The organism is Bacillus sp. 103mf, assembly GCF_900116295.1.
GTDB lineage: Bacteria > Bacillota > Bacilli > Bacillales > Bacillaceae_G > Bacillus_A > Bacillus_A bruguierae.
Window position 1 is genome coordinate 1,231,188 of the sequence record NZ_FPAF01000001.1, and the last position, 20,130, is coordinate 1,251,317.

At 38.5% G+C, this 20,130-nt stretch carries 19 protein-coding genes and 1 pseudogene; 5 read left to right on the plus strand and 15 right to left on the minus strand.

Annotation, left to right across the window (positions count from 1 at the left end; translation table 11 throughout):
* Nucleotides 1–341: 341 nt before the first annotated feature.
* Entirely contained in the window at nucleotides 342–707 is a 366-nt protein-coding gene (locus BM350_RS06245; RefSeq protein ID WP_090919973.1) for a hypothetical protein, read from the plus strand.
* A gap of 143 nt (nucleotides 708–850) precedes the next feature.
* Here the strand turns inward: BM350_RS06245 and BM350_RS06250 are convergent, their stop codons facing one another.
* The 9 genes from BM350_RS06250 to BM350_RS06290 all read right to left on the minus strand — a co-directional run bounded on the left by BM350_RS06250 (nucleotide 851) and on the right by BM350_RS06290 (nucleotide 12,554).
* Nucleotides 851–1,348, minus strand: a complete 498-nt coding sequence (locus BM350_RS06250) for a GNAT family N-acetyltransferase (RefSeq protein ID WP_090919970.1) — start codon at nucleotides 1,346–1,348, stop codon at nucleotides 851–853.
* A 26-nt stretch (nucleotides 1,349–1,374) separates the two neighbouring features.
* Nucleotides 1,375–2,289: a phosphotransferase family protein gene (locus BM350_RS06255; protein ID WP_090919967.1), complete on the minus strand. Its 915-nt coding sequence runs from the start codon at nucleotides 2,287–2,289 to the stop codon at nucleotides 1,375–1,377.
* The gene (locus tag BM350_RS06260; RefSeq protein ID WP_090919965.1) at nucleotides 2,283–4,109 is read right to left on the minus strand and encodes a M3 family oligoendopeptidase; all 1,827 of its coding nucleotides are present in this window, start codon (nucleotides 4,107–4,109) and stop codon (nucleotides 2,283–2,285) included. Before BM350_RS06260 ends, BM350_RS06255 begins: the two co-directional genes overlap by 7 nt.
* A 327-nt stretch (nucleotides 4,110–4,436) precedes the next feature.
* Nucleotides 4,437–6,050, minus strand: coding sequence for an APC family permease (locus BM350_RS06265; RefSeq protein ID WP_090919962.1), 1,614 nt, complete (start codon nucleotides 6,048–6,050; stop codon nucleotides 4,437–4,439).
* A 563-nt stretch (nucleotides 6,051–6,613) separates the two neighbouring features.
* The gene (locus BM350_RS06270; protein WP_090919959.1) at nucleotides 6,614–8,098 is read right to left on the minus strand and encodes an aldehyde dehydrogenase family protein; all 1,485 of its coding nucleotides are present in this window, start codon (nucleotides 8,096–8,098) and stop codon (nucleotides 6,614–6,616) included.
* A 133-nt stretch (nucleotides 8,099–8,231) separates the two neighbouring features.
* Nucleotides 8,232–9,128 (minus strand): 4-hydroxy-tetrahydrodipicolinate synthase, encoded by an 897-nt coding sequence (gene dapA / locus BM350_RS06275; RefSeq protein ID WP_090919956.1) that lies wholly within the window; start codon nucleotides 9,126–9,128, stop codon nucleotides 8,232–8,234.
* 272 nt (nucleotides 9,129–9,400) lie between these two features.
* Nucleotides 9,401–10,348: a proline racemase family protein gene (locus BM350_RS06280; RefSeq protein WP_090919953.1), complete on the minus strand. Its 948-nt coding sequence runs from the start codon at nucleotides 10,346–10,348 to the stop codon at nucleotides 9,401–9,403.
* The gene (locus BM350_RS06285; protein ID WP_090919950.1) at nucleotides 10,345–11,382 is read right to left on the minus strand and encodes a proline racemase family protein; all 1,038 of its coding nucleotides are present in this window, start codon (nucleotides 11,380–11,382) and stop codon (nucleotides 10,345–10,347) included. The genes BM350_RS06280 and BM350_RS06285 overlap by 4 nt, the downstream gene beginning before the upstream one ends.
* A complete protein-coding gene (locus tag BM350_RS06290; RefSeq protein ID WP_090919947.1) occupies nucleotides 11,379–12,554 on the minus strand; it encodes an NAD(P)/FAD-dependent oxidoreductase in 1,176 nt (391 codons plus the stop codon). Before BM350_RS06290 ends, BM350_RS06285 begins: the two co-directional genes overlap by 4 nt.
* Nucleotides 12,555–12,760: 206 nt before the next feature.
* On the opposite strand from BM350_RS06290, the gene BM350_RS06295 reads away from it, so the two are divergent.
* From BM350_RS06295 to BM350_RS06310, 4 genes are all read left to right on the plus strand, one after another.
* Nucleotides 12,761–14,434, plus strand: a complete 1,674-nt coding sequence (locus BM350_RS06295) for a sigma-54 interaction domain-containing protein (protein ID WP_090919976.1) — start codon at nucleotides 12,761–12,763, stop codon at nucleotides 14,432–14,434.
* Between the two features lie 72 nt (nucleotides 14,435–14,506).
* Nucleotides 14,507–14,779, plus strand: coding sequence for a (2Fe-2S)-binding protein (locus tag BM350_RS06300; protein WP_090919944.1), 273 nt, complete (start codon nucleotides 14,507–14,509; stop codon nucleotides 14,777–14,779).
* The gene (locus BM350_RS06305; protein ID WP_090919941.1) at nucleotides 14,776–15,108 is read left to right on the plus strand and encodes a (2Fe-2S)-binding protein; all 333 of its coding nucleotides are present in this window, start codon (nucleotides 14,776–14,778) and stop codon (nucleotides 15,106–15,108) included. The genes BM350_RS06300 and BM350_RS06305 overlap by 4 nt, the downstream gene beginning before the upstream one ends.
* Nucleotides 15,105–16,340: an NAD(P)/FAD-dependent oxidoreductase gene (locus BM350_RS06310; RefSeq protein ID WP_090919938.1), complete on the plus strand. Its 1,236-nt coding sequence runs from the start codon at nucleotides 15,105–15,107 to the stop codon at nucleotides 16,338–16,340. Before BM350_RS06305 ends, BM350_RS06310 begins: the two co-directional genes overlap by 4 nt.
* Nucleotides 16,341–16,387: 47 nt before the next feature.
* Here BM350_RS06310 and BM350_RS06315 read toward each other — a convergent pair whose 3' ends face one another.
* From BM350_RS06315 to BM350_RS06340, 6 genes and pseudogenes are all read right to left on the minus strand, one after another.
* Nucleotides 16,388–16,861: a histidine phosphatase family protein gene (locus BM350_RS06315; RefSeq protein ID WP_090919936.1), complete on the minus strand. Its 474-nt coding sequence runs from the start codon at nucleotides 16,859–16,861 to the stop codon at nucleotides 16,388–16,390.
* A gap of 258 nt (nucleotides 16,862–17,119) precedes the next feature.
* A pseudogene (locus BM350_RS06320) lies at nucleotides 17,120–17,236 on the minus strand (histidine phosphatase family protein); the annotation flags it as partial.
* Between the two features lie 163 nt (nucleotides 17,237–17,399).
* A complete protein-coding gene (locus BM350_RS06325) occupies nucleotides 17,400–17,810 on the minus strand; it encodes a PH domain-containing protein (RefSeq protein WP_090920535.1) in 411 nt (136 codons plus the stop codon).
* 66 nt (nucleotides 17,811–17,876) lie between these two features.
* The gene (locus BM350_RS06330) at nucleotides 17,877–18,428 is read right to left on the minus strand and encodes a GNAT family N-acetyltransferase (protein ID WP_090920538.1); all 552 of its coding nucleotides are present in this window, start codon (nucleotides 18,426–18,428) and stop codon (nucleotides 17,877–17,879) included.
* A 60-nt stretch (nucleotides 18,429–18,488) separates the two neighbouring features.
* Complete coding sequence (locus BM350_RS06335) at nucleotides 18,489–19,397, minus strand: DMT family transporter (RefSeq protein WP_090920539.1); 909 nt, start codon at nucleotides 19,395–19,397, stop codon at nucleotides 18,489–18,491.
* Nucleotides 19,387–19,800 (minus strand): MerR family transcriptional regulator, encoded by a 414-nt coding sequence (locus tag BM350_RS06340; RefSeq protein ID WP_090920542.1) that lies wholly within the window; start codon nucleotides 19,798–19,800, stop codon nucleotides 19,387–19,389. Before BM350_RS06340 ends, BM350_RS06335 begins: the two co-directional genes overlap by 11 nt.
* Between the last annotated feature and the right edge of the window lie 330 nt (nucleotides 19,801–20,130).

Here is a 20,130-nt window from a genome sequence, read left to right on the forward strand (position 1 = left end):
TGCCTTTCTTTGTTTTCAAACTTTGCGCGTGGCAGGAAAAGGCCCTGACCGCTTCTATACATAGCCAGTCCCTCTCGACCACTTAAAAAAATGCTTTTCTATCGGTTTTTCATAGAGTGACTGAGTAGTTACAATTTCTTTAATTCTTATTGGACTAACAGGCAGGTTAGTTGAATAGTGTTAGTTAACTTGTGTTCAACAATTGGGCCAGATTGTTGAGAATCCCTCTCAAAGAGAGTTAGTTATTTATGTTAAAATATTGCGAGTGAAATAAGAGTTCTTAACGATTTTATCAAGTATCAAGCAAAATAATTCAGAAACGAAGAAGGGACAGTACTAATATGGAAAACGTATCAAATGTAGATAAATTGGAATCAATAAAATCTTTACAATCGACAATTAGTAAACTCGAAAATGCCTTGTCACAGATGACTCAGAAAGGCGCAAATACTACCTTAGTAAAGAAACGACTCAAAGCTGTTTGCATCGGCTTAGCAATGCTAGAAAACGTTTGGAATCAAAGACCCCATCATTACACCCAGGAAGATTTAGCAGAAGCTCGCAATGTTCTTACTGGTTTGCTTCCATCAATTGAGACCATTTATGATAAGTCAAAGGCTAGTAGTCCCCAAAGAACGCTTTTAGAAAGAAGAATAAAAGCGTTGAAACTAGCTATTCAAATAATTGACAATTTTTGTAACAAATAACTTTTCTAACTAAATAGAGTATAACGGTTGCTTTCGTTCAATAAAAATTAAACAACTTTAAAGAGTCTTACTACAAGAAAATGTAGCAAGGCTCTTATATTTTTATATCGAAATTAAATAACTTTATTATCACTTTACAACACTTACATACTCCCGCTCGAATGAAACACTTGAATTGGACCATCCCAATCTGCTTTCCTAATCTCTCGATACTCATTATTTGTGTATAAAGAAATGACTTTTCTCCAAAACGCTTGAGCTGGAGTATTTTCTTCCATCTCTGCAACTTCCCATTCCCCAGGGAATTTACAAAACAATTGGATAGCTGCTTGTTTTCCTACACCATTTTTCCGATACTTTTTCATTACAAAAAATTCTGACATCGAATAGTATGTACGACCATTTTCCTCGATCTCTCGGATCAATGCGAAACCTGCATATTTTTCGTTCACTTTTATAAAAAATGGAAAGCGACCTTCCTCTGTAAAATAATGATCTACGTACATATATTCATACAAACCGTGCTCATTCACATCTTCAGGATCAAATTCGCTGAAATCGTATTTATATAGTTCCGTCAAATTCTTTAAAACTGTTTTGTTCTCTAGTTTTACTTTTTCAATTTCTAAGTTTATATCCATGTTCTTTTCTCCTAATTCTACTAAAATTATAAAAATGTATGTATTTCGTTACTAATTGTTTCGACGCGTTCCTTATAATACAGCCCTTTCTCTTTTATTTTAAGCTGAGCGATAAAAAGGTTCGCAAGCATCAACGCCGTATCAAGCCTGTAAAACAGACAAACACTTTGAGGAAGAGAATCAAAAATATGCTCATCTTTATACCCGGCTTTAAATTCACTCCAATTCACTTCATTCACTTCCGCTATTCTCATCAGTTCGAGAAGCGGATGACCAATGAGAGCATTATCCCAGTCAACGATTGCCTGAATTTCTCCGCCATGACCAATTATATTGGCAGGTCGAATATCCATATGAAGCAGCCTCTTTATCTGTTCCCCCTCCTTTAAAATTGCTTCAATTTCTTCTGCTTTTGGAAATGGAATACGTAAAGAAGTAATTTCGTTAAATGATTGTAGCCTTCTAACAAGGCGCTCTGCTATATGCTTTTCTGTCGACTGTCCATTTTCATTTTCATAATGTAAATCTTCAATCGGCATATGATGAAGCTTATTGGCTAATTCTCCAATTTTGTAAGAAGAAATCGGAGTGGAGTCAGTAACTATATAGTCTGAAATTAGAAAATCAAGTTCCTCAGAAAGATGCAGTCCATGAACAGCTGGCACAGGAATTCCTTGAGAATGACAAAACTCTGAAAGCTTTGCTTCCTTTTGTAATGAAAGGCGACTGCTAAATAAATTTTCATTTATATTAGCAACTTCACGTTCCCATGGTACACGAAAAGCGAAAGAACCTGTTTCTGAATCTCCTCGAAACACAACATTTTGTACACCGCTTCCTGCTACTTCCAAACTTTTAATTCCCCACTCTTTATATTCGCTAGTTAATATGTTTTGTAGTTTCGTTCTTAACTCTTCTGTTTTTGATGCTACATTCAGCATTTCATTCCCTCCTCACTCAGAGACTTCTCTGTTAAAGCAAGAAAATCTTTTATATCTTGTAAAACAATTTGCATTGCTTTCTCCCAAAATTCTTGTTTTGTTAAATCAAAACCAAGATGTTGAAAAGCTAATTGCTCAGCAGTCATTCTCCCAGTATCTCGAAGCAAATCTATATACTTTTTTTCAAAGGAATGTCCTTCTTGAAGAGCATTCGCGTAGATCCCTTGGCTAAATAGAAAACCAAATGTGTACGGGAAATTATAAAAAGGTTTATCTGTGAAATAGAAATGACGATTCCAAATCCATGAAAGATCATGATAAGAAACAAGATAATCATTGAACGCATACTGTTGAGCCTTCTCCATCAACTGGCTCAATTCATCTACTCCTACAACCCGCTTTTTTCGGATTTCATAAAAATCTTTTTCGAATATAAAATTTCCCTGTACTCCTATTAAATAACTAAGCGCAGTTTGTATCTTTGCCTCTAGAAGGAGCAGTTTTTCATGTTCATTTGAAATATCTTGAATGACCTTATTTAAAATAATCGTCTCAGCAAAGGTAGAAGCTGTTTCACTAACAGCCATCGTATACTGCTGGGCAAATGGAGGAACATCATTTGAAATAATTCCTTGATGAAAAGAATGTCCTAATTCATGGGCAAGTATAGCGAGATTATTATGTGTTCCTTGAAAATTCATGAAGATGCGCGATTGCTTTGTTAGTGGAAATCTAGCTGAGAATCCGCTACTTGCTTTTGTATCTCTGTTTTCAGAGTCAATCCAGCCTTCCTGAAATGCTCTTTCTGTATAATCCGCTAATTTAGGGCTAAAAGAGTGAAAACCAGTAAGGATTATTTCAGCAGCCTCTTCATATGTATAAGTCTTGGTTACTTTGCCTATAGGCGTATACATGTCGAACCAATCCATTTTTTCTAATCCTAGTAAACGTGCCTTTCTTTTTAAATATGAAGTTATGATAGGCTTACTTTGATTGACAGCTTCCCACATAGAATCAAGCGTTGTTTGTGACATTCTATTGTAGCGAAGCGGTTCTGTTAAAATGGAATCTACTCCCCGGTGTTTATATACTTGCAATCGAAAACCAGCAATGTTATTTAAAGCTGCTGCGCATGTCTCAGCCACTTTTTCACCTGCATGATGTAAGGCATTTACGAGATTCCTTCTACTATGGTGATTGATAGATGAATGTAATAGATTATAGACTTGTCCAAAACTAAGGTATTGCCTTTGTCCTTCTTCCTCTAAAACAATCTTCGTTTTTCCAGTGACAGAGTTATATAAATTGACCCATGCATGATATCCATTAATAGAAAGATCCTGAATCAACTTTTCCTGTGCTACTGGTAATTTCCTTCTCGCCTTTTCTCTTTTTTCTTGCAGTGGATAAGCAAGCGGGTTTATTTGTTCCAGTTGCAATAGCTGCTCCCAAATCTCGTCCAGTATATGTACCAACGCTTGTTCAAAATCGTTTATAACGATCTCAAATTGTGATGAAATACCCCTTACTTTTTCACTTAATATCATCGCATTCTCATCTTCAACATTTTCTGATTTCAAACATTCCACAAAGTGGGTTGCCTCAAGCAAGCGAGTAGATAGCTCTTGAATTCGATTCATTTGTTCGATCCACCGTTCGAATCCACTTATTGCTTCCAGTTCCTTCGTTTCTATTGTTGTCGCTGTTTCTTTAAAAATATCTTCCTCTAGTTCTATGAGAAATTGTTTAAATTCAGAAGACTCACTTCCTCCTGGGAAAATTCCCTCCAAACTCCAACGTTGTTGTAAAGCCTCACGCAATGCATTCGCCCCCTAAAAAAACCATTATTATCCATATTATACCACAAAAATATTAGTAAATTCAGAAAAAAGAAGAAGCGCCTCTCTGTACGCTTCTTCCTTTTCTTTGTTTTTATTTTTCGAACTAGAACCTCATAAACCCATTTGATTTATCAACATCCAAGTCATTGTTATACTGAAAAGAAATGATCTGCACTCTCCCTCTGTTTAACCCTGGCACGTGGCAGAAAAAGGACCTGACCGCTGCTATGCATGGCCAGATGCTCTCGCCAACCTAAAGAGAAAAAGGTTTTTAGATCGTTTTTTCAATTTGCGTTTATACAAATATCATTTACTAACCGGCGCATTCTCTACCTGTAAATAATCAGTGCTCTCCACTTCATCTTCATCATCTAAATCTACAACTGGCAAAGCAGTATGAATCGCCCAGTAATAGCTAACCAAAGAAACAATACTAACAGCTAGCAAATCTGTTGAATAGGTTAAATACCCCTTTCCCCCGCCAAACATACCGAAGTACGACACTACCATTATGGCAATGTAGTAAAAAACGAGCCATAACGATGATTTGATTTGCTGGGCAAAAGATACTTGTGAAGTTGGTGCCCATTTTTTGCAACATAGATAGATTACAAACATGATAACTTGTGAAGATAATAACCAAGAAAGTGTTTGCCAACCAGACCAGTACACGATTAATGAGGCAATGATAAATGAAAGAGGTCCAATGATTGACATTCCTTTTACTAAAAATGGACGATTTAGTTCAGGAGCCCGTTTTCTAAGCGCCGCCGTTGTAATCGGCGCGAGAGCATAACTTAATACAAGCGCTGCAGAAACAACATTAATTAATGCTTCCCATGAAGGAAATGGCAATGTCCAGAAAACAGAAAGGACAAATGTAAGCCAAAGTGCAGATCTTGGTATCCCTGATTTGGCATCAACTTTAGAAAATATTTTAAATAAAGTTCCGCTTTGAGCCCAGCCGTATACAACACGAGGAGTAGCAGACATATAAATATTTCCCGTTCCGCTCGGTGATATAATGGCATCGGAAACGATAAAATAGACCATCCAACTCAGTCCTAAGAGAACAGAAATATCTTTAAATGGTAAACTAAATTCTTTACTAATTCCTGCCCAGCCTTGGCTAAGCATTTCAGTTGGAATGCTGCCAATAAAAGCAACTTGCAAAAGAACGTAAACAATCAGTGAAGAAATTACAGACAAAAGAAGAGCAATCGGTATCGTTCTTTGCGGATTTTTCACTTCACTTGCAACTGATACAATAGGTGTCAGTCCTAAATAAGCAAAAATAACACCGCCGGCAGAAATGGCTGCCTGTACACCAGAAAACCCAAACGGTGCAAAACCAGCACTTGAAAAATTATCGCCGTTTAAATACAGTAACAATACAATAATTGTTAACGCTGGTACAAAAAATTTAAAGATAGTTATGATTAAATTTGATTTCGCAAATGTTTTTACGCTCCAATAATTTAATAAAAAGAAAATGACGAGCAGCCCAAATTGCATAAGCCAGCCGCTTACAGTCGGCAATGTAGAATTTTCTTGAGTCAGACTCGGCCACCAAGCAGCAGCATATTGCCTAGCCGCTTCTACTTCAATTGCAATTAAACTTGAAAATGCAATAAGAGTAATGAATCCTAATAAATATCCGAGTATCGGGCCATGAGAATATGCAGGATAGCGAACAATTCCTCCAGCTCGCGGAAGTGATGCTCCAAGTTCACAATATACAAGTCCTAATAACAAAATAGCGATTCCACCAATGACCCATGAAATAATTCCAGCCGGACCTGCTATTCCTGCAACATGGCTAGCAGCAAACAACCAGCCTGATCCAAACATAGAGCCAAAACCGATAAAGGCTAAATCCAGTAGTGATATTTCTCTTTTAAACTTGCCTTTGTTAGCCATCCCTAACCTCTCCTCTCTTGTATCATTTTCTTAATTTTCAGTATTTTCAAGAGAGACTATTGCCATTGTTTCATAATTTTCTAGAAGGACAATATAAATTCCCCTTAACGTTTAGTAGATAGAATACCCTCTAAATATATAAATTCATTTTAATTTTCTCGACATATAAATCACTGCTATGCAGAACACAACATGCCTGCTACTCGCTTTCTCCCTTTATTTTAAATTTCGCATGTGGCAGGAAAAAGGACCTGGCCGCTTCTACACGCGGCCAGATACTCTCTCCCACATGATAAAGAAAGATTTTTGTCAGTTTTTCAATTAGCATCTACAGATAAATGCATTTTAATTTTTTCGACATATAAGCTATGCAGAATAAAACATGCCCGCTACTTGCTTTCTCCCTTTGTTTTAAATTTTGCATGTGGCAGGAAAAGGACCTGACCGCTTCTATGCAGGGCCAGATGCTCTTGCCCACCTAAAAAGAAAGGTTTTTTTATGTCTATTTTCAATTTTTATCCCGCATTAACGGGCAGTAAGCCCCCACTGATGGAAGTTTCACTTTATTTCAAGTTCACCCAAATGCTCTTTACTTCTGTATAGTTGTCGAGTGCATAAGATCCCATTTCACGTCCAATACCTGATTGTTTATAGCCACCGAACGGCGCTGCAGCGTCTTCTAAGTTATAGTCATTAATCCATACTGTACCAGCTTTTAAGCGATTCGCCACTTGATGTGCAGTTTTAATATTTTCTGTCCATACACCTGCAGCGAGTCCAAATGGAGTGTTATTCGCTCTTTCAATCACTTCTTCAACCGTATCGAATGGCAGAACTGCGACTACTGGACCAAATATTTCTTCTTTTGCGATTGTCATCTCATCTGTAACATCAGCAAAAATAGTTGGTTGAACGAAGTATCCTTTTTCAAACACTTTCTCACCACCAGCTGCAATTCTTGCCCCTTCTTCTTTTCCTTTTTCGATATAACGTAACACACGCTCTTGTTGCTTTTTCGAAACAAGAGGTCCCATTTCAGTACCTTTTTCCATTCCTGCACCAAGTTTTACATTGTTCGCGCGTTTCGCTAATTCTTCCACCACTGTTTCATAATGTTTTCTATGAACGAACACGCGAGATCCTGCACTGCAGTTTTGACCATGGTTGTACATAATACCGTTAAAAGCACCAGTAATTGCTTCTTCTATATTTGCATCTTCTAAAATAATATTTGGTGATTTTCCTCCAAGCTCTAACGTCACATGTTTGATCGTTTCAGCTGCTTGGCGCATAATATACTTGCCAGTATCAGTCGAACCTGTAAAAGCCACTTTTTCAATATCATGATGATTGACAATCGCTGCTCCTGCTGTTTGACCAAATCCAGGGACGAAATTCACGACGCCATCTGGGAAGCCAGCTTCTTTAAAAAGCTGTGCTGTATATAATAGAGATAACGGTGTTTGCTCAGCAGGTTTTAAGACGATTGTACATCCTGTCGCAAGTGCTGCTCCCATTTTCCACGCAGCCATCACTAACGGATAGTTCCATGGAATAATTTGGCCGACAACACCAATCGGTTCATGACGTGTATAGTTTAAATAGTCCTTTGAGATCGGGGTTGTTTGACCAAGTATTTTCGTTGCCCAGCCAGCATAATAACGGTAATGCTCTACCGTTGCCGGAATATCATCCTCTAGTGCTACTTGATATGGTTTTCCATTATCCAGCGCTTCCAATTGAGCTAGTTCTTCTTTATGTTCGTCAATTAAATCAGCCAGCTTGTAAATTAAATGTGCTCTTTCGGCCGCACTAAGTTCAGGCCACGGCCCTTTTTCAAATGCCCGGCGTGCAGCCTTTACCGCTAAATTAACATCATCTTCCCCGGCTTCACTTACGAAAGCAAGTACTTCTTCTGTTGCCGGATTATAAGTTTCAAACTTTTTGCCGCTTAGAGCTGATACAAATTTCCCATCGATAAAGAGCTCAATATTCCCTTCTAAAAAAGCTTTCACCCTCGGCTTTAATTCTATCTGTGCAGTTAACATATTCCTCTCCCCTTTACATTTTATATCCCGCTATTTACGGTCAGTAAAACCCTACCAAATCCTAAGAAGATCGATTCGTTCAACTAACTATCAGCGGGGGATGAAGAACCCCCTTACTGATGGATTTTTCATTTTACACACGTGAAGCAGCCGTTAAACTTGATAAAATATCCTTAAGTTTTTGATCTTCCTCAAGTGTCAATCCTAAACGAGGATAACGAGAAGGTCCTCCTGCCTGCCCACTTAATTCCATCGAACGTTTCACAATTTGCACGTATTTTCCTGACTCCTCAAGGAATGTACAAAGCGGTAAAATACGATCATTGATTTCCCAAGCTTCTTTTAATTCACCCTTTTGGAAATGATTAAACATTTGCGTAACAAGCTTTGGCACAATATTCCCTGCAACAGAAACCCAACCTGTTGCCCCGACTAAATAAGACTCCATAACTAAATCTTCTGAGCCGCAGAAAATTTCAATATCCCCTTTTCCTTGTCTAACAAGATCTCTTGCTTTGCGGATATCTCCACTTGATTCTTTAATGTGAGTAACCCTTTCACATTCTTTTCCGATTTTCAGCATCAACTCTGTACTCATATCAACGCCAGATGTAAACGGATTGTTGTACAACATAATCGGTACATTCACTGCATTTGATACTTTTTTAAAGTGGAAATAAATCTCTTCTTCTTTCGGTTTACAGTAATAAGAATTAATAATGAGTGCACAATCTGCACCATGTGCCTCCGCCTGTTTCGTATATTCAATCGTTTCTTTTGTTGTTTCAGCTGCTGTGCCTACAATAACCGGAATGCGGCCGTTTACTTCTTTCAATACAGTTTCAACCATTTGGAACTTTTCTTCTTTTGATAAACTTACAAACTCTCCAGTACTTCCGTTAATTACAATACCTGCAACGCCTTGCTCTACGAAGTAGTTCACATTATTTTTCACACCGCCCCAATCAATCTCCTGCGCCTCATTCATTGGAGTAATTAACACTGGATAAGCTCCTCTAATTGTTGTCATTTCTATTTCCCCCTTAATATTTTTTTACTATATAAATCCATTTTGATTGTTCAACATACAAGCCGCGGTTGTGCAAAACAAAGCATGACGGCTACTTGCTTTCTCTCTTTGTTTTAAACCTTGCATGTGGCAGAAACAGGCCCTGACCGCTGCTATGCATGGCCAGATGCTCTCGCCTCCCCTAAAAAAGGGGATTTTCAATTTGTATTTATATAGACAATCGTTTTTATTAATCTTTAAATCTCGCATAGAGATACACTGTTATATTCCCATTATTTTAGTAAAAATCCAGCAGGTAACGGATCTGTCGGATCTAATACAAACATCTGCATTCCGGTAATAAAACCGCGGCTTTTTAAAGCGAATTTGTATCCATTCTCTGTTTGTTTGGCTACTTGTACGGTCAAAGTGCTACCGAAAATACTTTCATTTACAAATGGCGGTTCCATATCCAATCTCCCTTTAGCAAGTAAACTTGTATAGCACGCCTTTGTCGATTCAAAGCCGGGAGAGCGAACGATATACTGGTCTTCACGAAACGTGATTGTTTTAATTCGGCCCTCGTTTACATGCGAATCATCCATTAAAATGATACCTCTTACTGGAAATTTCGACTCAAGAGCCTGATGCATCGTTTGTCCCCATCTCTTCAATTCAGACAGTTCCTCCACACAAATTTCTGCGGCAATATCACCTTTCTCAAACACTGCATATAATTGATCGGCTTGCACGAGGGAGAACTGTGTATTGAAATTCGGATGAGAGATGTTTGTTTCTACTACTTGACACGCTTCACTTTCTATCATCACCGAAACTACCTCATCATTCTCCATCATAGCGGTGACTAAAATCATACCTTTGAGCGTTTCGATTTTATATTCATTTGATGCTCTCGGCTGCAAATGACCACATTCCAGTAAAGTTGTAATTACAGCAACAATGCCGCCGTAATGAATCGGCACCGTTCCTTCATGATTTAAAAATAATACTGCGGCATCTACTTGTTCGTTAATCGTCGGAACAACAAGACAACCATTCAACCCAGCAAACCCGCGTGGTTCGTTTAATAAAAGGTAGATATCATCTGCAAACACATGCATAAACTGCTCATTTAACTGCTCCAAATTTTGATAATGAATGAATGGCACATCTTTAATAACACGAAACGCTTCCCCAGCTACGTGCACATCTGTCGTTGAATACGTCTTCTGAATTTTCATTTCACGTCCTCCGTTTCATGCTCCATTGGCGGAATGAGCAGAAAGCCTTCTTTAAGTGGATCTTCCTCATTGTAGAAGAATCGGTGCATCCCCATTAACCAAGCGGATCCTGTAATTTGAGTTACAACAGCCTCAACCCCTTCCACATCTGTCGTTTCCAATACGCGTCCTCTAAATAAAGAACCGACAATGCTTTCATGAACAAATTCTTCGTCAATTGAAATTTCTTGATTCGCATATAGGACAGCTAATTTCGCAGAGGTACCCGTTCCACATGGAGAACGATCGATTCCTCCTGGAGGAACAATCACTGTATTTTTCACATCTGCTTCCTCATGAGTTGGTTCAGTGAAAAACTCAACATGAGTTAACCCTTTAATAAACGAATATTGCGGATGGACGATTTCAACTTTTTCATTAATGATGTTTCTAATGTTAATTGCTGTTTCAATTATGTGAGAAGCATTCTCTGGAATTAACTCCAATCCAACCGATTTCGCATCAATGATTGCGTAAAAATTCCCTCCGTAAGCAATATCGGCATCTATACGCCCAATTCCCTCAACATCAACGGAAATGCTTTTTAAAAGAAACGCTGGGATATTACAAAAAGACACTTCTTTTGCTTTTCCATTTTCTATTGAAATATCCACTTCGACGAGTCCAGCAGGCGTATCCAACTTTAAGGAAGTAACGGGCTCTTGAATGGGAATTAATCCAGACTCAACTAGAGCCGTACACACACCAATCGTGTCATGTCCACACATCGGTAAATATCCACCCGTCTCTATGTAAATCACGCCAATATCAGCCTCTGGATGGCAAGGATCCGTTAATAAAGCACCAGACATAACATCATGACCGCGTGGTTCATTCATTAACAATTTACGAATCCAATCATATTCCTTTTTCATATGGAGCATTTTTTCTGACATTGTTTCTCCAACTAATTTTGGAAGCCCGCTAATTAGTGTTCTCGTTGGATTCCCGCCTGTATGTGTATCAATTGTTGTAAAGACTCTTTGTGCCCTCATCTACTCAACATCCTTTCTGTAAATCGGTTAAAGCTAAGCGGATCAACGGGAATAGACGTTTCTTTTTCGTTAATGAGTTCTTCTACTATTTTCCCTGTTACTGCTGCGAGGCTAATGCCGTCCCCTTCATGTCCCGCCGCAATATAATAATTTGGAATTGTATCCACGCGTGAAACGATTGGCAAATGATCTTCCGTCCATGGACGTAATCCTGCATACGAACGAATTACCATCATATCCGCCATTTTCGGATAAAACCGGATTGCTCGGTTAGCGATACATTTAATGACTTCATTGTTTACTGCCGTATGAAAGCCAACAAATTCTCTGCTGCTTCCAATTAAAAAGTTTTGACTTTCCGTTGGTTCAAAGACAAGAGCGACTCCGTATTTTTCAGTTAGTGGATCAACAACGCGCTTTCCACCAAACTTAGAAATTAGGTAGCCAAACTCCATTACTTTTCGAGATCCTACATGCTGCTGCCTCGAAGCAACGATAATATGCCCTTTTCTCGGTTCAATCGGTATGGAAAGATCAAGCATCTTGCCTATTCTAGGTGCCCATACTCCAGCCGCATTGACGACATGATCCGCAGTAAAAACTCCATTTGTCGTTTCTACAACAAATGAACCACTTTCTTCTTTTTTCATTTGTTTCACTTCTGTATGTTTAAAAGCTTTGGCCCCTAGTTTTTTTGCTTCCTCCAGAAGTGAAAAAGCTAGGAGATAAGGGTTGACCGTGGAATCAGTGGCACATTCTAGTCCCCCTAATAAATCATCCGCAAAAAAGGGAGACTCATGCCGAATATCCTGCTGGTCCAGCATTCGAAATGGTAAACCGGCGGCTTTTTGACGATCTACCCATTTTTGTGCCGCTTCCATCTCCTCATCTGTTTCACAAACAAGAATACTTCCCGGAGCACGATATTCAAATGGATGCTCTAACTCTTTACTTAATTCATCCACTAAATTTTGACTAAACAACGACATCTGACTATCGAAACCTGGATCTTTATCAATCGCCAAAATATTGCCGTCACATCGTGAAGACGTGCCACTAACAAATTCTCCTTTTTCAATTATCGTTACGTCTCTTCCGTATTTGGATACATAATAAGCAATCGAACAGCCAATAATTCCTCCGCCAATGACTAACACGTCACAATGTTTCACATGGCATTCCTCCTCTCGATGAAATGGCCTCATTACCTAAAATGCAATTCGTGTGCCAATTCATGTGAAACTTGCAAAATGGATCATTATTTCTTTCCGTGCTGATGAAAACCTCACCTTATTACGAAACATTTTAAATTTTTTGTAAATAAGTGTATAATTCCCTTTACAGTGTTAATATTTTTTTACAGTGCGGAAGGGGGATCATTATGTTTTCATTGCCGTCAATAAAGGAAATAATAAAACATCTTCTAATAGATACACCGTTCGATACACAGCAGATCGAACAGAAAAACGGGGAATTTTATTATCGTTCAACACCAAAAGCGCCTGAACTTCCATGCAAAGTCGTATACGAGGACGATTTATTATTCACCTTACTTCAGGCATTTCGTCATCATTCCACAGCTATTATTCTTGATACAAACAAAAATCCATTAGGATGTATCACAGCAGCACAAATCATTCATCTTCTTCATAACTCTTACAATCAATTAAAGGCATTTTATGAAACCGTCATTCAAACGACAGATTCTTCCGTCACGGTCATTGATGATAAGGAGCGTGTTCGTACATGGACAGAAGGAGCTGAAAAAATATTCTCAGTCAAACGGCAAGATATAATCGGACGACCAATTACCGATTTCTTTGACTATAAAAATCTAGAAATCTTACAATCTCTACATAAAGGGAAAAGGATTGTAGGACAGCACCATCAGCCTCAGTCTGATTTATTTGTCTTAATTAACTCTAACCCCGTTTATTTTAACGATCAGATTATCGGTGCAGTCGTTTCCGAAACGGATATTACAAATCAAGTTGTACTGAATGAAAAATTATTTAATATGTCCAATGAAGTACACCGTTTAGAACAAGAAGTAGCAAAATATAAGGATTCATCTGATCCCTTTTATTCCATTAAAGGAAAAAGTGCCGCTCTGCAAAGAACAGTGGATTTAGCTAGAAGAGTATGTTCTGTGAAATCCACTGTTCTTATATTGGGCGAAAGCGGTGTCGGAAAAGAGGTGTTTGCCAAAGCAATCCATGAAGCGAGCGAGGAACCAAAAGCACCTTTTATTTCGATTAACTGCGGTGCGATACCAGCATCTTTATTTGAAAGTGAGTTATTCGGATATGAACGGGGCGCCTTCTCCGGTGCTGACAGTAAAGGAAAAAAAGGAAAAATAGAACTAGCAAAAGGAGGAACATTATTTCTTGATGAAATAGGTGAAATGCCGCTCGAAATGCAAGTAAAGCTTCTACGCGTGCTGCAGGAGCGGAAATATTACCGGGTCGGCGGAGAAAAAGAAATCAACATCGACTTCCGTATCATCGCTGCCACAAATCGTGATTTACAAGAATTAATGAAACAAGGACTGTTCCGTGAAGATTTATATTACCGGCTAAATGTAGTTAGTTTGCACATCCCTCCTTTAAGAGAGCGGCAAGAAGATATTATTGAATTAACTCATTATTTTTTACATGATTTTTCTTTGAGTTATCAGCGGCCAATTCATGAATTCCCGCCAGAAGTCATGCATGAACTGCTTTGTTATAATTGGCCCGGTAATATTCGCGAACTGCGTAATAGCATAGAGCGGCTTATCGTATTTGCAACAGATGGTGTAATAAAAAGAGAGTATTTACCCTTCCATACAAAAAGTATTAGATTTGAAGACACACTAAAGACTGCATCTCGTATACTTCTAGAAAATGATTGCACCATCTTACCATTGCAAGAAGAAATGAATCAGCACGAGAAAAAAGTAATTGAAAGAGCGTTACATCTATTAGATGGAAATAAATTAGAGTGTGCAAAACAGCTTGGTATCACAAGAGCCACTTTATATAATCGATTAAAGCGGCTTGGCTTAAATTAATCCTCTTCCTCCTCTATATTGGCACATTTTTTGCATAGTATTTTTATGAACGACAATGGAGGAGGAATTCAAATGGGGAACAAAGATAGCATTGTAATTTGCCGTTGTGAAGAAGTTACTTACGGACAACTTCGTAAAACAGCAAATCAACATCAATGCACAGCAAGAGAATTAAAATTAAGAACACGAGCAGGAATGGGCTTTTGCGGAGGCCGTACGTGCCGCCTAACATTAGATAGCATTATCGAAAGCGTCATCCCAAATGTGTCACCTAGTGAAATTCCGTTAAAATACCAGCCCCCAGTTCGGCCGGTGACATTTGGAACAGTAGGTGAAAAACAATGACTAGAATTATGAATCATCCCATTTTAGGGAATTTAGATGATAGAGAACGTATTTCTTTTCAATTTGATGGAGTTGAATATGAAGCGTATGAAAATGAAACAATTGCCGCTGCTCTCTTAGCAAATGAAGTAAGAACACTACGCGTTCACGAAGATAGCGGGACACCTAGAGGAATTTATTGCAACATCGGCCACTGCTTAGAGTGCCGTGTAACTGTCAATCAGCAACCAAATGTAAGAGCTTGCTTAACAGTCGCCCAGCAAGATATGGTCGTTGAAAGCGGGAAACAGCATCCGAATATTGTAAGAAGGATGGTGGAAAAGCGATGATTGATGTAATTGTAATTGGAGCAGGTCCAGCCGGATTAGCAGGAGCTATTGCTGCGGCGGAATTCGGCCTCAAAGTGACCGTTATTGATGAATTTATAAAGCCAGGCGGCAGATTACTCGGACAACTTCATCAAGAGCCTTCTGGTGAGTGGTGGAATGGAATTGAAGAATCGAAACGCCTTTATCAAAAAGCACAGCAATTAGCGATCGATATTCGTTGCGGCGTATCTGTTTACAACTTAACGAAAGAAAATAACCTATGGAATGTGCATACAAGTGTGGGTACGCTAGAAGCACCATTTGTACTAGTAGCTACTGGAGCCGCTGAGTACCCTATCCCACTGCCGGGCTGGACCCTTCCTGGTGTCATGTCAATCGGCGCGGCGCAAGTCATGACAAATGTGCACCGCGTCCAAGTCGGCCAAAAAGGAATCATTATCGGAGCGAATATTTTATCATTTGCGATTTTAAATGAATTACAATTAGCTGGCATAACAATTGATCGCATTGTCCTTCCGGAAAAAAGCGCCCTTAGTAAACAAGCAGGTGAACCTGAAGAAGTTATGAAATCACTCTTACATGCATCACATCTCGCTCCATCGCCGCTGTTACGCATGGGAAGTCGTTTCATGAAAAGTGACTGGATGAGAAAAATCGGCTTAAATTTTTATCCAAAAAACGGCATGAAAGTAAATGGTACGCCTCTCCAGCTTCGGAAAGCAGCACTCGAAATTATCGGTAAGGACCAAGTGGAAGGGGTACGTATCGCTGATATTGATGCAAACGGCAATATTATTCAGGGATCTGAAACGATTTACAATGCAGACTTCGTTTGCATTGCAGGCGGCCTATATCCGCTAGCAGAGCTTGCTGCTGTTGCCGGATGCCCGTTTCAATACATTCCTGAACTTGGCGGCCACGTACCTCATCATTCAGAAGCGATGGAAACCCCTCTTGATAGGCTATTTGTCGCTGGTAATATTACTGGCATCGAAAGCGGAAAAATTGCCATGGCCCAAGGGACAACGGCTGGATTATCTATCGCTAAACATGCCGGAAAAGGACTCGGCACAATTGATCAGAAACTACAACAAGCAATGCAAAATGTCTGGACAATTCGTAAGCAAGCTGCAATCCAATTCAATCCTGAGATTGATAGTGGCAGAAGCAAAATGAACGAACTTTGGGAACGTCTCTATTCAAATAACAAAGCCTCTAAAAAAATTGTGTAACTCTATTTGGAAAAAGGACATGGATAGAGGAGGGCGCTTGCCCTCCTCTATCTTAAATGTACGGTGCAATTATATAATTCTGAATCCCAACTATTCTCTAATTTAATAAGTTTCGTTAAGGACGTATTTTTTGGAGATTCTGCCATATGTAAATGAGGGACTAATTCCTTTAGAATGTGTCTAATAAATGCACCATGACTAACAATTAATATATTCTTATTTCCATGTTTAGATGCAATCTCTTCAATGACCGAAAGACCTCCCGCTATCACACTATCAGTACTCTCAATCCCTAAATCCAGCTCTCTCCAATTCTTTCCCCATTTTAAAATTCTCTCTTCTTCCGTTGTCCCTTCAATTTGCCCTCCGCCTGCTTCACGAAGTCTAGGTTCCAAATAAAGAGGGATATTCGAAATTTCCCCTCCAATAATCTCAGCAGTTTGCTTTGCTCTTAATAGATCACTAGAATATATGAAATCCCAATTCTCCTTACGCAAACGCCCTGCTAGTTTATCCCGCATTAACGGGCAGTAATACTCCCACCTCAAAATTCGGCAAAAGCATTGTCCAGCTCCAGTGGCTAGAATGTTCGGTGGCTTCGCTTCTTCCTACGAGGTAAAAAACCCCCTCTACGTCAGAAGCTCCATCCCCCTCACATTCTGAACGAGCCACTTCCGCTTTTCTTAAGAAGTTAGGTGGGAGATAAACTGCCCGTAAAAGCCCGATTGGTTCAACTAATAATCAGTGGGGAATGAAGAACCCCCCACTGATTAAAGTTTCACTTTATATGCATCTGCTATTCCAGCTTGATCAAGGGAAATATCTGAACTCCCCTGTGCTCTTCCTTCTTTATTCCACGGTGTACTTCCGTGACGAATGATTCCTATTCTAGTCATGTGAAAACCTCCAAATTATCAAAATCAGTTTATATCAGCTGCTTTACAGAATAAAGAATGACCGCTACTTGCTTTCTCCCTTTGTTTTAAAGAAAAAAAGCCCTGATCGCTACTATACACGGCCAGATGCTTTCGTCCACCTAAAAGAAAAGGGTTTATTTACTTAGTTTTCTATTCTCACATAAGGATTTCCTTGCAAAAGCAGCTCCATGAACTTTTCCTTCTCTTTTGGCATTGTAATCAAATGTACTTCAAAATTATCACCGTACGTAATTTCTAAATTTCTCTTACTTTTTCCAACAAACCGGATCGCTCGAATACTTACAAGCGGAATTTTCTTCTTTGTTAACCAATGCCCTGTTACGAGCTCACCATTAACGATTTTATGTTGAAACACAAATATTTCAGAAATAGAAATAATCTCGGCAGCTAGAAATAATATTCCTACCACAAGTCCTGCTAGCCACCCCTTTTCATTCAGCGTGAATGATATAATAGGAGAGATTACGACAAGTAGCAGCATAATTACAGTAAACAGTATTATAATTGGATTTTTTTTCACTTGAAATTCCATCTTTATCACTCCTTATCCATATTATACTACTAATTATCGGTAAATTCGGAAAAAAGAAGCTCCCTTCTATACGCTTCTTTCCTCCCATTCTCTTGCTAACATACTATACACCGCAATATCATGAAAATAATCATATAACCATTCTCCATCACGCATCATTCCATCTAAGTGAAAGCCGAGTCGCTCTGGAATTGCACGGCTCTTTACATTTTTTACCCCGCAATGAATTTCAACTTTATTTAATTTTAATTCTTCAAAAGCATAACGGAGCACAGCCTCTACACTTCGTGTCATAATACCTTTTCCGCTTGCTTCTTCTGCAAGATAGTAGCCAAGACTCGCCGCCTTCTTTCCCCAATTTACCGGATGAGTACCAACCATCCCAACGAGCTTTCCTTTATACCTTATACCTGCTTGAAAGCCATTTCCATCTGCGAATTGATGCAGCCACATTGAAAAGATTTCATTGTACACTTCAGCTGTTTTCGTGCGATCAACCCACGGAAGCCATTCTCGTAAATATTCTCGGTTACTGTCCACTAATTTGTACAGTTCATCTTTATGCTGTTTTTCTAACAATTGTAGTTCGATTTCTTCATCGACTCTTAGTGTAAACATTTCTCCATCCCCTTTTTTCTAACTATTCTAACACTTACAGTTAGAAATTGTTAATGAAAATTAAAGGTTTACACTTTCTTTTTCAGCAATTAATGTGAAAAATCCCGATGAAAGAAGAACACCGCTAATTACCAAAATCATTCCGAGTACTTGTGCCGAAGTTATATGTACACCATTTAGAAAAGAAATAATCATCGTTACAACCGGAACTAAGTTAAAGAACAATGATGTTTTTGCGGCCCCAATTTGAGCCACCCCGTTATTCCACCATAAATAGCCGAATACACTCGTTCCAATAGCCATAAATAAGATGGAAAGCCAAGCGAATAGAGGAACATCCATAATAGGCACTATATTTTTCTGTAAAGAAGAACCGCAGAGAAAAGCAATTGCTCCGACAATCATCGTATATGTCGTTGTGTGCATAGGACTTCCACTTTTAATAAGCTTTCTACTTAATACACTATATAATCCCCAGCAAACATTACCCAATACAATAAACAAATCTCCTATGGAAAAAGATAAATTCTGTATAACAGAGAATGACCCTTGTGTAATAACAAGTATTACACCAATAAATCCAAATGCCATTCCGATTACTTGCCTTCTCACTATTTTTTCTTGTAAAATCAGCCTCGCTAATATCGTTGTAACAAGCGGATTCGTAGCCATAATGAGTGAGCCATTTATAGCCTCTGTACTTTTCATTCCTAAAAAGAAACAGAAATTAAACCCAAATACACCAACTATCCCAAGTAACATGTAGTAACCAATATTCTGTTTACACTCTCCCCATTTTAAATTTTTTCTAATTACTAAAATACCTAACATAACAAATGCCGCTATGCCAAAACGCCACGCAGCAATGTGAGCAGTTGAAAAATATTGTACTGCATATTTGGAAACGTTAAATGTTCCACCAGTAAATAATGCAAATCCAAGCAACTGTAAATACACTTTATTTTTCATCATCGTCCTCCAAGTGCTTTTCTCCTAAAAAATCATGATAAATCTCTAATTTTTGTTCTGTAAGTTGAATTACCCGTTCTAATTGTTCTTTTTGAACTTCTATCTTTTTTAAATGACCTTTTAAAATGGAAATGCGCTTTTTTATTTTCGAAGGCACTTCTTCTTTTCTTTGCTTAATTTCTTCTAAAATACAACCGTCACTTGCAAACTCTGCAATTTCCTCTAATGACATTCCCGTTTGTTTTAAAGAATATAGAAATTGTAAAAACTGCACATCTCCATCTGTATATTGACGAATACCGCGATTTCGTTTTGGCGGCGACACTAATCCTAACTTTTCATAATAACGAAGTGTATAAATACTCATTCCCGTTAACTCCGCAACTTTGCCAATTGTATACATCATATCTCCCCCTTAATCTCCACAATTTCATCTTACAACCTAGAGTTAACTCTAGGTCAATAATAAAAAAGGTTGTCTAAAAAATTCAGTTTTAGAACAACCTTTTTTATTATTCATATGTGAGCTCAATAAGTACATGCACCTATCAAAACTATAATAACTGTTTAAAAGCGAAGTCAATTTTCAAATTAACTAGCCTTTGCTGCACATTTCTTCCCTCCCACTTTTCTTACTGCGCAACCTAATTTTATAAAACTATTCCCTCATCTACAAATCACGTATTACGCAAAATACATATAAAGATTTTTATTTTTCACATACAAAAAAGAC

Coding starts and splice junctions, on each gene's coding strand:
- BM350_RS06245 (WP_090919973.1), top strand. CDS start 342: ATGGAAAACGTATCAAATGTAGATAAATTGGAATCAATAAAATCTTTA.
- BM350_RS06250 (WP_090919970.1), bottom strand. CDS start 1,348: ATGGATATAAACTTAGAAATTGAAAAAGTAAAACTAGAGAACAAAACA.
- BM350_RS06255 (WP_090919967.1), bottom strand. CDS start 2,289: ATGCTGAATGTAGCATCAAAAACAGAAGAGTTAAGAACGAAACTACAA.
- BM350_RS06265 (WP_090919962.1), bottom strand. CDS start 6,050: ATGGCTAACAAAGGCAAGTTTAAAAGAGAAATATCACTACTGGATTTA.
- BM350_RS06270 (WP_090919959.1), bottom strand. CDS start 8,098: ATGTTAACTGCACAGATAGAATTAAAGCCGAGGGTGAAAGCTTTTTTA.
- dapA (WP_090919956.1), bottom strand. CDS start 9,128: ATGACAACAATTAGAGGAGCTTATCCAGTGTTAATTACTCCAATGAAT.
- BM350_RS06280 (WP_090919953.1), bottom strand. CDS start 10,348: ATGAAAATTCAGAAGACGTATTCAACGACAGATGTGCACGTAGCTGGG.
- BM350_RS06285 (WP_090919950.1), bottom strand. CDS start 11,382: ATGAGGGCACAAAGAGTCTTTACAACAATTGATACACATACAGGCGGG.
- BM350_RS06300 (WP_090919944.1), top strand. CDS start 14,507: ATGGGGAACAAAGATAGCATTGTAATTTGCCGTTGTGAAGAAGTTACT.
- BM350_RS06305 (WP_090919941.1), top strand. CDS start 14,776: ATGACTAGAATTATGAATCATCCCATTTTAGGGAATTTAGATGATAGA.
- BM350_RS06310 (WP_090919938.1), top strand. CDS start 15,105: ATGATTGATGTAATTGTAATTGGAGCAGGTCCAGCCGGATTAGCAGGA.
- BM350_RS06315 (WP_090919936.1), bottom strand. CDS start 16,861: ATGCGGGATAAACTAGCAGGGCGTTTGCGTAAGGAGAATTGGGATTTC.
- BM350_RS06325 (WP_090920535.1), bottom strand. CDS start 17,810: ATGGAATTTCAAGTGAAAAAAAATCCAATTATAATACTGTTTACTGTA.
- BM350_RS06330 (WP_090920538.1), bottom strand. CDS start 18,428: ATGTTTACACTAAGAGTCGATGAAGAAATCGAACTACAATTGTTAGAA.
- BM350_RS06335 (WP_090920539.1), bottom strand. CDS start 19,397: ATGAAAAATAAAGTGTATTTACAGTTGCTTGGATTTGCATTATTTACT.
- BM350_RS06340 (WP_090920542.1), bottom strand. CDS start 19,800: ATGTATACAATTGGCAAAGTTGCGGAGTTAACGGGAATGAGTATTTAT.